At 61.9% G+C, this 14175-nt stretch carries 6 protein-coding genes; 2 read left to right on the top strand and 4 right to left on the bottom strand.

Annotated features, from left to right (window positions below):
* Positions 1-199 precede the first annotated feature (199 nt).
* From BMY45_RS11040 to recQ, 3 genes are all read right to left on the bottom strand, one after another.
* The gene (locus BMY45_RS11040; RefSeq protein WP_092397471.1) at positions 200-2140 is read right to left on the bottom strand and encodes a FimV/HubP family polar landmark protein; all 1941 of its coding nucleotides are present in this window, start codon (positions 2138-2140) and stop codon (positions 200-202) included.
* Positions 2141-2234: 94 nt separating this feature from the next.
* A complete protein-coding gene (locus BMY45_RS11035; RefSeq protein ID WP_047226202.1) occupies positions 2235-2669 on the bottom strand; it encodes a MarR family transcriptional regulator in 435 nt (144 codons plus the stop codon).
* A gap of 118 nt (positions 2670-2787) precedes the next feature.
* A complete protein-coding gene (recQ, locus tag BMY45_RS11030) occupies positions 2788-4914 on the bottom strand; it encodes a DNA helicase RecQ (protein WP_092397469.1) in 2127 nt (708 codons plus the stop codon).
* A 449-nt stretch (positions 4915-5363) separates the two neighbouring features.
* On the opposite strand from recQ, the gene BMY45_RS11025 reads away from it, so the two are divergent.
* Positions 5364-5951 carry a UPF0149 family protein gene (locus BMY45_RS11025; RefSeq protein WP_092397467.1) on the top strand — a complete coding sequence of 196 codons (588 nt, stop codon included), beginning with the start codon at positions 5364-5366 and terminating at the stop codon, positions 5949-5951.
* 8 nt (positions 5952-5959) lie between these two features.
* Entirely contained in the window at positions 5960-6355 is a 396-nt protein-coding gene (locus BMY45_RS11020) for a YbaN family protein (RefSeq protein WP_092397465.1), read from the top strand.
* A gap of 672 nt (positions 6356-7027) precedes the next feature.
* On the opposite strand, the gene BMY45_RS11015 is transcribed toward BMY45_RS11020, so the two are convergent.
* Positions 7028-14125, bottom strand: a complete 7098-nt coding sequence (locus tag BMY45_RS11015; protein WP_092397463.1) for a retention module-containing protein — start codon at positions 14123-14125, stop codon at positions 7028-7030.
* Positions 14126-14175 lie beyond the last annotated feature (50 nt).

The following is a 14175-nucleotide window of genomic DNA, read 5'->3' as shown; positions in this document are numbered from 1 at the left end:
ACAGCTACTGTGTGGGAGCGAGCCTGCTCGCGATCGCGGTGGTTCAGTTGCAATGATGTCGACTGTGCTGCCGCTATCGCGAGCAGGCTCGCTCCCACATTGGTTTCGTGTCGGGCGCAGCATTGGCGTTCACCGTCCCCCCCCTGTGGGAGCGGGCTTGCTCGCGAAGGGGCCGGTAGGTTCACATCAATAAAGGACTTCAGCGAATCCCCGCCAGCAGCACCCGCGCGGTTTGCTTGAGGGGTTCGTTGCCCTCTTCGAGCAACTCTTCCAGCAGTGCGACGGCGGTTTTCAGATCACCATCGTCGATGCAGTTCTGCGCCTGCTCCAGCTTGTCGGAGTGTTCCGCTACCTGAGGCTCTTGGCGAACAGGTTCGAGGGCCATCGGCTCCAGTTCCAGCGACTGTTCTTCATCGGCAAACCCATCGAGAAATGCATCGTCCAGCGATTCGGTTTCCGACGGTGCGCTCCACTGCAGCTCCGGCTCGTCGAAACTCGAAAGCGACAAGTCCCCAAAGCCTTCCGGCGCAATAGGTGTTTTTTCAGCGGCACTGTCCGGGGGCTCGGCAAGGTCCCAACTGGTTTCCATGGACAGCGCATCCAGATCGAGCTCGAACTCGTCACTGGACACAGGGACGGCGTCAGGCAGCGGCGCCAGCGGCTGAGGCTCTGTCACCATGGGCGCGGCGACCGCGGCGACCTTCGGATAACGCCCGCGGATCTCCTCCAGTGTCCTGACATCAATGCCCTGCGCCAACAAATGATGTTCCTGGGCCTGGAAACCGATGGTATCGCCCTGCTTGCCCAGCACCTCCAGCAACTTGAGGCCCAGGTCGGTACGCGCGGGCTCCGTCAGCAACGCGGCGCGCAGCAATCCCGCCGCTTCGGTGAAACGACCGTAGGTCAGGTAAATCCCGACTCCTTCCAGCACGTCCCCCAAAGGTGCATCACCGTTACTGAACGATGTGGCGGCCTCGGGCTGCTCCGTATCGGCGGTCGACGCATAGGTTGGGCTGTCGTCTTCAAGCATCGGTTCAGGACGCTCGGGTATGGGCTCCATTTCGGCCTGTTCTTGCTGCCGTCGACGAAGGAACAGCAATAACCCCAGCAACCCCAATAGCCCCACCAGCGCCGTCATCCACAACCAGTTAATGCCCTCCTCTGGTTCCGGGACCGGTTCTGTGACGGGTTGTGCTTGATCTGCCGGCGCGGGTGATGCGGCTGATGCGGCAGGCACCGACTCCGGCTGCGCAGATTCAGCAGGGGCCGGCGTGACCTCGGCCAGTTGTGTCTGCAACTCGCTGATCTGCTCGCGCTGGCCGGCGATTTCTTCGTCCTGCGCTTGAAGCAGCGCCTGCAGTTGCTCGATGGTTTTTTGTTGCTGCTCGGTCTGCAGCACGCTGGCGGCCAGTTGCTCGTCAGACTCGGCGGCGGCCGGGGCCGCAACCGCTTCTGTCGCTGATGGCAGCACCGCAGAATCGGGCAGCAATAAACGCTGGCCCACGGAGAGCCGCTCGCTGCCGGGGTTCAGGGCCTGGATGCCCTGCATCAGCTCATTGACCGAAGCATTGCTGCCGGCGTCATGCAGGCGTTTGGCGATGGACCAGGGGTTGTCTCCCTGCACGACGGTATAGCGCTTGCCTTGAGTAGCCGCAGGCGGCTTGATCGCAGGCGTTGCCTGGACCGTGGCGGAAGGCTCGTCCCGGGCCGGCACGATACCCGGCGTGCCCGGTGGGTCGATCAACACGGTGTATTCGCGCAGCAGGCGCCCGTTGGGCTGGTTGAGCTGCACCAGGAAATTGAGGAAGGGTTCCTCCACCGGTTTGCTGGAGGTCACCCGAATGTAGCTGCGCTCGCCGCGCAGCACTGGCGTGAAGCGCAGGCTATTGAGAAAAAACACCCGCTCCACGCCGGCACGGCTGAAATCGTCCGGGCTCGCCAGGCTGGCCGATAAATCGCTTTCACTCACCCCAGCCACATCGACCAGGGCGATATCGGCACGCAACGGCTGATTCAGGGCGGAATGGAGGGTGATCTCCCCAAGCCCCAGCGCCGATGCAAACGCCGGATACCCCATGGCTGCCACGACGACCAACACGTTGACCCAACTGCGCAACGTGCACTGCAAACTTACAAACATGGGCATCCCTTTTGATTACCAGACTGAGCGCCTAAGTACTGGTTATAGTTCGCGAACCGCCGAATCTCAAAAAGTCTGACCCGCAGGATATGCCTCAGGATTTTTCCAGATTGGCCAGAATCGTGCCGTGGACCCGCATGCACACGCGCATGTCGGCTTCATCGACTCCCTCGAACAACTCGCGGCGCAGTTGCGTGGCAATGGTTTCGATCTGTTCGATCAGCGGCAACGCCGGTGCACAAAGCACGATTTTCTTGGCACGACGATCCTCGGCCACGGCCTGACGCTGCACCAGGCCCTGAGCTTCCAGGCTGTCGAGCAACCGGGCCAGGGTCGGGCCTTCGACAGCGACACTCTGAGCCAGTTCACGCTGGGTCGGCGCCTGTTCGAAACGGGCCAGGTGCAGCAGCACCAGCCAGCGGGCCTGAGACAGACCCAACCCGGCCAGGCGACGATCCAGCTCGGCACGCCAGCCTCGAGACATTTGCGCCAACTGCATGCCAAAACGGTGTTGATCGGTTAACGGCATAAAAAAACTCATCAGATCTGAAATAGAGAAAAACTAATTATTAGTCAGCTAAGCATGAGCTTTGGATTCAGGCAAGGTTTCCCCTGTAGTGAATCGTTAAAGGACCGTAACTCACTGATCAGACTTCAAATTCAGACTGCAACGCAGCTCTGACACAATACAGGACGCCCTCTGGGACCCGACCGACAAACAACGCAGAAATTTCCGACACTGGCGGCAACTCGCCTTCGCCATCCAGAAATGCATCCTGCACCTCGCCCATCAACTCCTCGGGTAAATCCAACGCCTGCTCCAAAGACAACTGCTGCTTGCCGATGGCCTCGGCCAGCATCGTATACACGTTCTTTTCCGAACATTGCAGTTGCCCGGCGATCTGCAACGGGGTCATGCCAGCGCGGGCCAGGGTGATCAATTCGTGACGAACATCGGCCACCGCTTTCGGCGCTTCGGCCTCGCCGCCCAGCACCTGGAGGAAGGCTTCACCGTAACGCTCCAGCTTGCGCGCACCCACGCCGCTGACCCGGGCCATTTCCGCCAGGGAGGTCGGTTGGCTGCGGAGCATTTCCAGCAGCGTCGAGTCGGGGAAGATGACATACGGCGGCACGCCATGCTCTTCGGCCAGCTTGCGACGCAAGGCGCGCAAGGCTTCCCACTGGTCCCGCTCTTCGCCGCGCACCAGTTGGCTGGCCTGGCTCTTGCTGCTCTTGATCGCCGTTGCCGGTTTGAGATCACGGCGCAGTTCGAGGGAGACCTCGCCTTTGAGCAACGGTCGGCAGCTGGCACTCAGGCGCAGGCCACCGTAGCCTTCCAGGTCGATATCGGCCAGCCCGCGGGCCACAAGCTGACGGAACAATGAACGCCATTCACTCTCCGTGCGTGCCTTGCCCACACCGAACACCGACAGATGCTGGTGGCCAAAGCTGCGCACCTTCTCGTTGTCCTTGCCCAGCAATACGTCCACCAGATGCCCCACGCCATAGCGTTGGCCGGTGCGATAAATCGCCGACAACGCCTGGCGGGCCGGTTCGGTGGCATCCCAGGTTTCCACGCCGTCGACACAGTTGTCGCAATGTCCGCAAGGCTGGGGCATGTCCTCGTCGAAATAGGCCAGCAAGGTCTGGCGCCGGCAGCGGGTCTCTTCGCACAGCGAAAGCATGGCGTCGAGCTTGTGCTGCTCAAGACGCTTGTGGCGCTCGTCGCCCTCGGAGTTCTGCAGCATCTGCTTGAGCATCACCACGTCCTGCAGGCCGTAGGCCATCCACGCGTCGGCTGGCAACCCATCACGGCCGGCGCGACCAGTTTCCTGGTAATACGCCTCGAGGGATTTGGGCAGGTCCAGGTGCGCGACGAAACGCACGTTGGGCTTGTCGATGCCCATGCCGAACGCCACGGTGGCCACCATGATCAGGCCTTCCTCATTGAGGAAACGCTTCTGATGGTAGGCCCGCAGGTCATTGGGCAGGCCGGCGTGATACGGCAATGCCGGAAAGCCTTGCTCGCAGAGAAACGCCGCCACTTCATCGACCTTTTTGCGCGACAGGCAATAAACGATGCCGGCGTCGCTGCGCCGTTCGGCAATAAACGCCAGCAACTGCTTGCGCGGCTGCTCCTTGGGCACGATGCGGTAGAAAATGTTGGGTCGGTCGAAGCTGGAGAGAAACCGCTCGGCGTTCTGCAAGTGCAGGCGTTCGACGATTTCTTCGCGGGTGCGTTTGTCGGCGGTGGCGGTCAGGGCGATGCGTGGCACGTCGGGAAACAGTTCGGCCAGTTGCCCCAGTTGCAGGTACTCGCGGCGGAAGTCGTGGCCCCATTGGGACACACAGTGGGCTTCATCGATGGCAAACAGGGCGATTTCCAGGCTCTGCAGGAACGCCAGCATGCGCGGCTGCACCAGCCGCTCCGGGGCCAGGTAGAGCATTTTTATTTCACCGCGCTTGATTCGCGCCGCCAGGTCCCGCTGTTGCTCGGCGCTGAGGGTCGAGTTCAGCGAAGCGGCGGCAACCCCCAACTCTTCAAGGGTCGCAACCTGGTCGTCCATCAACGCAATCAGCGGCGAGACCACTACCGCCAGGCCGTTGCGCAACAGCGCCGGCACCTGGAAGCACAAGGATTTGCCGCCGCCGGTGGGCATCAGCACCAGAGCATCGCCGCCGCTGGCCACGCGCTCAATGATGGCACCCTGGCGGCCACGGAAACTGTCGTAGCCGAAGATGTCCTTGAGGACGCGTTGAGCCTGTTCGAGCATAAAAACTCCAAAAATCACCGAAACATCCCTGCAAGGCTGGTTCAGATTCAAACACGCTGCACCGGCAAATCGTAAGTGCGCGTTTCGAAACGCCAGGACGCCGCAGGGCATCACAAAACGCGGCAGTATACCCGAGGCCTTCTCGGCAAAGGGCGCTGCTGACAAGAGGTGATCAAATAGGCGATTGCACGCTATGCGCCCTGTAGGAGCTGCCGAGTGCAACGAGGCTGCGATCTTTCCACTGTCCATTGAGTCGAGAGACGAAAGATCAAGATCAAGATCAAGATCAAGATCAAGATCAAGATCAAAAGATCGCAGCCTTCGGCAGCTCCTACAGGTATCGCGACCTGCCCGTGCGCCCAAGTCGAAGCAAATACGCCACGCGGCTGGCCTGGGCGCTCAAGAAGGCCTAGAATTCCCGCATTGTTTATTCCCCAAGGTAGCCTGTAATGTCCTTCGCTGAGCAACTGACCCGCCTGCAAGTCTTCCTCGACGCCGATGAGCTGCACGAAGAAGCGCTGGATTACGTGGCCGCTCACGGCTATCTGACCGCCCTGTCCATCTGCTCCGAACAGGTGCCGGAGCGTGAGTGGATCGATGCCCTGTTCGCCGAAGAGCCGCATTACGCCGACGAAGCCCAGCGCGCCGAAATCGAAGCCACGCTGGTTGGCCTCAAGGCCCACATCGCCCGTCAGTTGGCTTCCGACGAAGAATTCGAATTGCCATGCGAGCTGGACCTGGGCGATGACCCGGACGATTCGGAACTGCGTGGCTGGTGCATCGGCTTCATGGAAGGCGTGTTCCTGCGTGAAGCCGCCTGGTTCGAAACCGCCGAAGACGAAGTCAGCGAAATGCTCCTGCCGATCATGGTCGGTTCCGGCCTGTTCGACGAACAACCGGAGTTTTCCGACATCGCTGCCGACGCGAACCTGATGGACGACATGGTCGTACAGATCCCGGAAGCACTCACTGCCCTGTACCTGCTGTGCAACGCACCCGACGAGAAACCGGCGATCCTCAAGCCGCGCCACCACTGAGCCATCGGGTGCCCGCGCCCATCGGCAAGCGCCCGCTGATCCTGCGTTACGTTCTGCTGGCCATCGGCTGGCTGAGCGTGGTGCTGGGGGTCATCGGCATCTTCATTCCGGTATTACCCACTACGCCTTTCCTGCTGCTGGCTGCTGCCTGCTTCGCCCGCAGCTCGCCACGCTTCTACCGCTGGCTGGTGGGCCATCCGCGGCTCGGGCCCTGGATCGCCGATTACCTCAGCGGCAACGGCATCCCACTCAAGGGCAAGGTCTACGCCATCGGGTTGATGTGGGCGAGTATTCTGCTGTCCTGCTACCTGGTGCCACTGCCGTGGGCACGGGCGTTCATGTTGACGAGTGCGGTGTTGGTGACGGTTTATATCCTCAGGCAAAAAACCCTGCATAAGCCCTGAAGTCGGGACCCACGCCAGTCGCCACAACGGGCGCGTATACCCTACCCTCGCCGAGGGCAATTGCGCGGTCAGGTCTTTTATTACGCCACCCCGGCATCACGTGGTGCCGCGCTCAAGCTTCAATCTCATCGCCGAGAAGCAGAAGCAGTTGAAGGAATAATCCACTAAATCGGTGAGACGCCCCGAATGCCTGCTCGCTAACCTCAGCGAAACCCACTCTTCTTGAGGGAACGAGTCTGCTCGCGATGGCGCCCTGCCTGAGCCTGAAGTGCTGGATGTGCCGCCGTCTTCGCGGGCAAGCCCGCTCCCACAGGGGATCTGTGGCGAACCCTGGATCTGTGAGCAGCCGCAATCAACAACTGTGGGAGCGGGCTTGCTCGCGAAAGCGGTGTGTCTGGGGCGGTGATGGTGGATGTGCCGCCGTCTTCGCGGGCAGGCCCGCTCCCACAGGGGATTTTTTTGTGGCCGAATACCGGGCACCACCACAAGACCACTGTGGGAGCAAAGCTTGCTCGCGATGACTGAGGCACATTCAACCTCAATGCAACTTGAACCACCGCTATCGCGAGCAGGCTTTGCTCCCACAGGGAATCCGACACAGCCCCACCCCGAAATACAGAAAACCCGCCATTCCCAGTCAGGAAATGGCGGGTTTTTTCGTTTCAGCTCACCTCACACCGTATCCACCTTCAACGAGTGATCATTCAACATTCCGTTGATAATGGTCGCGGTATCCGCGCCGGCGATCATGCCGTCCACGCCCGGCGTGACGCCGTAGTAGCTGGCAAGGTTGACGCCAGCCAGGTCGATGGTCTGGTTCGGTGTCGCACCGGCTGTGCTGCTGACGTCGATGCTGGTCATGACCGACGCACCACTGCCTGTGACGCTGAAGTGCAGGTAGTCGTCCAGGGACGCGCTGCTGCCGTTTTCCCCCAGCAACAGTTGCGACAGGTCGAGTTTGTCCAGGCCAGGGGTGAAGTCCGTGACCAGGTCATGGCCGCTGTTGCCCACCTGCCATTGGAAGGTATCGGCGCCGCTGCCACCGGTCAGGGTGTTGTTGCCCAGGCCGCCGATCAATACGTCATCGCCGCCACCGCCATTGAGCACGTCGTCGCCCAGGCCGCCGTTGATGCGATTGCTGGCGCCATCCCCGGTGAGGGTGTCGTTGAAGTTCGAGCCGACCAGGTTTTCGATGCCCGTCAACGTGTCGATACCGGCGCCCAAGGTGTTCTGCGCCGCCAACAGGCCCAGGTTCACCGTGACGCCGGCATTGGCGTGGGCATAGCTGGCGGTGTCGTTGCCAGTGCCACCGTCAAGCAGGTCGTTGCCGGCGCCGCTGTAGAGCAAGTCATTGCCCGCCTCGCCATGCAAGGCGTTGTTGCCCGAACCGGCGCTGAGTATGTCGTTGCCGTCGCCCGCGTTGAGGATGTTGTCCCCCTCGCCGGCCATCAGCACGTCGTCTCCGGTCGTGCCCGTCAGGGTGTGGCCGGCCTGATAGCTGATGCCGACCGCTGCGCTGTCGCTGCCACCGTGATTGTCGCTGGCGGTGTAGCTGCCGTGGTAGTCCGGCGTGCTGTCCTGGGCGCCGGCGTAGTTGACGGTCAAGGTCAGTTGGTAGTTTTCCGCGCCGTTGGGGTTGCCGCCGCTGGCATTGGCGATGTTGGTGACGTGGATCTGGTAGTTGCCATCGGCCGCCGCGGTGAACGAGGCACCGTCGGTGATCGCGATGAAAGGCCCGCCGTTGAGGGAGTACTCCAGGGCGATGCGTCCGGCCGCCAGGTTGTGGTCCAGGGTGAGGGTTTCACCCTGCTTGAGGCTGATATTGAGCAAGTCTTCATCGTTGCTGTTGTGGTTGGAGACCATCCCCAGTGCACCGCTGACCACCAGCACCGCGGTCATGGTCGCGGCATTGGCGACAAAGGCACCGCGGTTGAGGTTGATCGACTGCACATTGTTGCCGGTGAAGCTGGCCGTGCCGGTGCTGCCGGTAAAATCCCCGCCTTTGGCTGTCCATCCGGTATTGAAACTTGTGGGGGAGGCGGTGAGCGGATCACCGTTGGCATCACTGTCGTTGCCCAGCAGCATTTCTCCCGGGATCACGATGTTGCCCGACAGGACGTTGGTGATGATGTTGTCGTCGACTGCCACGGGCGGGCTGTTGGGGAGAACCTTGACCACCAGGCTGGAACTGGCCAGGTCACCGTCGTTGTCGCTGACAGTGAAGCCGATGGTCTCGGTGATCAATGTGTTGGTGGCGGTCTGGGAGGTGTAGCTGTACTCGCCGGTGTCGAGATTCACCACCAGTGTGCCGTCGTGGTCAGTGGCGATACTCAGCGTGTTGTTGGCGGTGTTGAAGGTGCCATGGTTGGCGCCGCCGCTCGCGGTCAGCGCACCCTGTCCGGCGTTGGCGGTCGGATCGTAGCTGTAGGTGGTGCCATCGACCACCAGGCTTTTGACAAACCCACCGTCGGCGCCGAACGAGCCGCCCTCACCCAGCAGGCTGCCAGTGACTGGCACACCTTGCACGGTGCCGGAGAGCACCGAGTTGAGCTGGTTCAGGTCGGTGACCAGCACCGCGTCGGTGTCGGTGTGGGTACTGCCGTCGTAGGCCAGAGGGTCGAGGTGAGTGTCACTGACCCCGCCGCCCAGGCCGATGGCGTAGTTCTTGATGCCATTGGCGTCGAGAAACGCTTTCCACGCCGCTTCGTCCGCCGCATCGATCCCCTGGCCCGTAGTGGGTTTGCCGTCGGAGAAGAAGTAGCCAATGTTCTGTGCTCCGGTCAGTTGCCCCGAGGTGACAAACGCGGTCTTGGCCGCCGCCACCGCCGCATCGTAGTTGGTCCCACCGCCCGCTGACAGGCCGGTGAGGAGCGACTTGGCGGTCGCCACGTCCACCCACACGGAAGTCTGGTCGGTGGCGCTGCTGCTGAAGGTGACGAGCTGGACTTTCACATCCCCCAGATCGTCGTATTTATCGAGCAAGGCACTGATGGCCTGTTTCGCCAGGTCCAGTCGCGAGAGCCCCGGCACACCAGAGGGATCAGCCATGCTGCCGGACACGTCGAGCACGATCAGCAGGTTCGAGTCGATCTCCACCGCCGTCACCGAACGCTCGGACGCGATGGCCGTAGGTACGTCGTCGACGATGCTCACCACCAGGTTGCCGGTGACACTGTTGCCCAAGGCGTCCGTAGCCTGGTAGGTGAAGCTTTCGCTCAATACATTCGGGCCGTCGTTGGCGTTGGGCGCCGTCGTGGCGGGCGAAGTCAGGGTGTAGGTGTACGAGCCGTCAGGGTTGAGCAACAACTGGCCGTAAGCGCCGGTGGCGTTGCCCACCAGACTGAACGTCAGCGCACCACTGGCACCGGTCACCGAACCGACAAGGCTACCGGTGGCGGTTTCGCTGGTGGCGCTCGGGTCGCTGCCAGTGACGGTGCCGGGAGCCAGGTCCTGGCCGTCCTGATTCAGGTCCAGGGCTTTTTCGTAGACGGTGATGTCCTGATCAGTTTCGGCGACGAGGCAGCTGTTGTAGACATCGATGGTGATGGTAGTGGTGCTTTCATCGCCGTCGGCATCGCGCACGGTGTAGGTGAATACGTCGGTGGCGCCCGGCACGCCGACGGAGTCCGGGTTACTGTGGTAAACGGCGTTGCCATTGGTGTCCAGAGTCAGGTAGCCGTAGGTGCCGTTGATCTGGGTGTTGAGACCACCTATTGCAGGGTTTGAGGTGTCGTTTCCGGCCCGTACGCCGATCACCGCGCCACCGTCCGCGCCGAGCACGTCGTTGTCCAGCACGTTGCCGCTGACCGTGCCGCCCTCCACCACCGAGGCAGTATCACAATGAGCGCTGGGCACGTCGTCGACGATGTTGATGACGATGGTGCTGGTGACGGTATTGCCCAGGGAATCGGTGGCTTGATAGGTGAAGCTCTCGCTTAACACGTTCGGGCCGTCATTGGCGGCGGGCGCACTCGTGGCGGGCGAAGTCAGGGTGTAGGTGTACGAGCCGTCAGGGTTGAGCAGCAACTGACCGTAGGCGCCGGTCGCATTGCCCACCAGGGCAAACGTTACAGCGCCGACGGCACCGCTGACCGAACCGACAAGGCTGCCCGTGGCGGTTTCGCTGGTGGCATTCGGCGCACTGCCGGTGACCGTGCCGGGGGCCAGATCCTGGCCGTCCTGATTCAGGTCCAGGGCTTTTTCATAAACGCTGACTTCCTCATCCGGTGTGGCAGCGAGGCAGCTGTTGTAGACATCGATGGTGATGGTGGTGGTGCTTTCATCGCCGTCGGCATCGCGCACGGTGTAGGTGAATACGTCGGTCGCACCGGGTTCACTGACGCTGTTCGGATGACTCTGGTAAACGGCGTTGCCATTGGCGTCCAGCGTGAGATAGCCGTAGGTGCCGTTGATCTGGGTGTTGAGGCCACCTATTGCAGGGGTTGAGGTGTCGTTGCCGGCCCGTACGCCGATCACCGCGCCACCGTCAGCGCCGAGCACGTCGTTGTCCAACACGTTGCCGTTGACCGTGCCGCCTTCCACTACCGAAGCCAAATCGGCGTGGGCGGTGGGTACGTCGTCGACGATGTTGATGACGATGGTGCTGGTGACGGTATTGCCCAGGGAATCGGTGGCTTGGTAGGTAAAGCTTTCACTCAGGATATTCGGACCATCGTTGGCCGAAGGTGCTGTGGTGGCTGGCGAAGTCAAGGTGTAGGTGTACGAACCATCGGGGTTGAGCAGCAGTTGGCCGTAGGCCCCCGTAGCGTTGCCCACCAGAGCGAAGGTGACGGCGCCGATCGCACCTGTGACCGAACCGACCAGACTTCCGCTGGCGGTTTCAGTGCTAGCGTTCGGCGCACTGCCGGTGACGGTGCCAGGGGCCAGGTCCTGGCCGTCCTGATTCAGGTCGAGGGCTTTCTCGTAGACGCTGATTTCCTCGTCCGGTGTGGCGACAAGGCAGCTTTCGTAGACGTCGATGGTGATGGTCGTCGTGCTTTCATCGCCATCGGCATCGCGCACGGTGTAGGTGAACACATCGGTGGCGCCCGGCGCGCTGACAGTGTTCGGGTTGCTGTGGTAAACGGCGTTGCCGTTGGCGTCCAGGGTCAGGTAGCCGTAGGTGCCGTGGATCTGGGTATTGAGGCCGCCAACCGCCGAGGTTGAGGTGTCGCTGCCAGCACGCACACCGATCACCGCGCCGCTTGCGGCGGGTCCGTCGGCACCGCCCACATCGTTGTTCAGGACGTTACCGCTGACCGTTCCGCCTTCATCCACCGAGGCGGAGTCAGCATGGGCGGTGGGCAAATCATCAACGATGTTCACGTCCAGGTTGCCGTTGGCCGTAGTGCCGTTGTCATCGGTGACCACCACGGCAAATTGCTCGCTCAGGCTGTTGGCGCCGTTGGCGTTTGCGTGGGCTTCGTTGTCCAGCAGGGTGTAGCTGTAACTCACCACACCCGTGGCGGCATTGAAGCCGGTGATGGTCAGCGTGTTGCCCAAGGCAGTGGTGATCGATTGTGGGAAACCGGCGGCAACACCACCGCTGACGACGTTGATACCGCCGACGCTCAGGGTCTGCACACCGTCCAGCGCGGTGATGGTGAAGGTGCCGCTTTGGGTCAGTGCTGAAGCATCCGGGCTGGTGCCGTCGCTAAGGTTTTTCTCCTGCAGATTCAGCTCGCCGCCTTCGGTGTCCAGGCCTTCGATGATCACCGGATCGTCGTTGTTGTGCACCTGCAACACCAGGTTGGCGGTGCTGGTATCGCCGTCGGCGTCGGTCAGGGTGTAGGTGAAGGTTTCAGTGCCGCTTCCGCCGCCGTTCAGGCCTTTGAAGTCAGCGTCGGCGGTGTTCAGCGTGTAGGTGTAGGAACCATCAGCGTTGAGAACCAGCGTGCCGTAAGTGCCGGTAAAAGTACCGGGTGTGATCGGGCCGGACGCCACCCGATCCGCGCCTTCGGTGTCGTTGGTCAGCACGCTGCCGGTCAGGGTCAGGTTGGTTTCCGAGGCGGTGCCGGCGTTGCTGTCGTCCACGGCTTGGGGCACATCATCAACGATGTTCACGTCCAGATTGCCGTTGGCGGTGGTGCCGTTGTCATCGGTGACCACCACGGCAAATTGCTCGCTCAGGCTGTTGGCGCCGTTGGCGTTTGCGTGGGCTTCGTTGTCCAGCAGGGTGTAGCTGTAACTCACCACACCCGTGGCGGCATTGAAGCCGGTGATGGTCAGCGTGTTGCCCAATGCCGTGGTGATGGACTGCGGAAAACCGGCCGCAACACCGCCCGTGACGACATTGATGCCGCCCACGCTCAGGGTCTGCACACCGTCCAGTGCGGTGATGGTGAAGGTGCCGCTTTGGGTCAGCGCCGGAGCATCCGGGCTGGTGCCGTCGCTGAGGTTTTTCTCCTGCAGATTCAGCTCGCCGCCTTCGGTGTCCAGGCCTTCGATGATCACCGGGTCGTCGTTGTTGTGCACCTGCAACACCAGATTGGCGGTGCTGGTGTCGCCGTCGGCGTCGGTCAGGGTGTAGGTGAAGGTTTCAGTGCCACTTCCGCCGCCGTGCAACGCTATGAATTGCGGGTCACTGGTGTTGAGGGTGTAGGTGTACGTGCCGTTGGGGTTCAGCACCAGGGTGCCGTAAGTGCCGGTGAACGTACCGCCAATGATCGGCCCGCTGTCAGGACCGGTGGGGATGCGGTCGGCGCCTTGGTGATCGTTGGGCAAGACGTTGCCAGTGAGCGTGACAAGACTTTCCGATGCGGTACTGGCGTGGCTGTCGTCGATCGCCTGAGGGACATCGTCGGTGATATTGACGTCCAAGGTCCCCGTAGCTGTGTCGCCATCGCTGTCGACGGCTACGACCGGGAACTGCTCGCTGATGGTATTGGCGCCACCACCGGCGGGATGGGTTTCATTGTCCGTCAGGGTATAGCTGTAGCTGACCACACCGGTCGCGGGGTTGTAACCGGTGATGGTCAACGTGTTGCCCAGCGCTGAAGTGATGGATTGGGGAAAACCTGCCGGTACGCCGCCGGTGATTACGTTGATGCCACCGATGCTCAGGCTGCTCAATCCATCGGGCGCGGAAATGGTAAAGCTGCCGCTCTGCACCAGCGCGCCAGGATTGCTGGCGGAACCGTCAGACAGGTTCGCCTCATTGGCGGTCAATTCACCGCCATCCACGGTCAAGCCATCAAGGGTAACCGGGTTGTCCGGCGTTTCAGGGTCGACCGGTGGCACGATTGCATCGTCGCCGCCGTCATCCGCATCACCGGCCAGACGCAGTTCTGGAAACTCGGGTATCCCGTTGAACCCGGCGGTGGGAAAACCGATCAGCGGGTCAACCTCCCCGCCGACCTCTTCCAGCAACACAAAACTGTGCCCGCCGCCCACGCCGCCCGGATTACCGCCCTCGGCGCCTGCAGCCGTTGCCTCGCCGGTCTGGGTCGGGTCGGCGCCGGCGGCGATGGCTTGTTGCAGTTTTTGCACATCAGTCAGTTGCGCATCGCTGGGGGTAGTCGCCTCAGGCGTGTCGCCAGCAGAGGCCTGATTGGCAAGCAGTTGCGGGCTCAGCGTCAGGTCACTTCCACGGCCCAGGGTCAACTCCTTGCCGTTTTGCAACTGCACAGCCACCGCCCCTTCGGCCCCGGTGATCAGGTGCTCGCCGGCATAGAGCCGATCACCTTCAACCAGAGGTCGCCGCAGACCGCCGACGGCTTCTGCGAAAACCTGTCCTACCACCTTGCTGACGGTACCGATGAGCGCTGCCATGTGCATTCCTCCATTGCCAACCGCAGTCGGCACCTGTGTGGGTGAAGAGT

The sequence above is a fragment of the Pseudomonas sp. NFACC39-1 genome, assembly GCF_900110355.1.
GTDB lineage: Bacteria > Pseudomonadota > Gammaproteobacteria > Pseudomonadales > Pseudomonadaceae > Aquipseudomonas > Aquipseudomonas tehranensis.
The sequence above is the reverse complement of the archived record's forward strand: the minus strand, read 5'-3'. Positions and strand labels throughout refer to the sequence as shown.

Excerpts from the sequence above, each read along its gene's own strand:
- BMY45_RS11040 (WP_092397471.1), bottom strand. The coding sequence starts at position 2,140 with ATGTTTGTAAGTTTGCAGTGCACGTTGCGCAGTTGGGTCAACGTGTTG.
- BMY45_RS11035 (WP_047226202.1), bottom strand. The coding sequence starts at position 2,669 with ATGCCGTTAACCGATCAACACCGTTTTGGCATGCAGTTGGCGCAAATG.
- recQ (WP_092397469.1), bottom strand. The coding sequence starts at position 4,914 with ATGCTCGAACAGGCTCAACGCGTCCTCAAGGACATCTTCGGCTACGAC.
- BMY45_RS11025 (WP_092397467.1), top strand. The coding sequence starts at position 5,364 with ATGTCCTTCGCTGAGCAACTGACCCGCCTGCAAGTCTTCCTCGACGCC.
- BMY45_RS11015 (WP_092397463.1), bottom strand. The coding sequence starts at position 14,125 with ATGGCAGCGCTCATCGGTACCGTCAGCAAGGTGGTAGGACAGGTTTTC.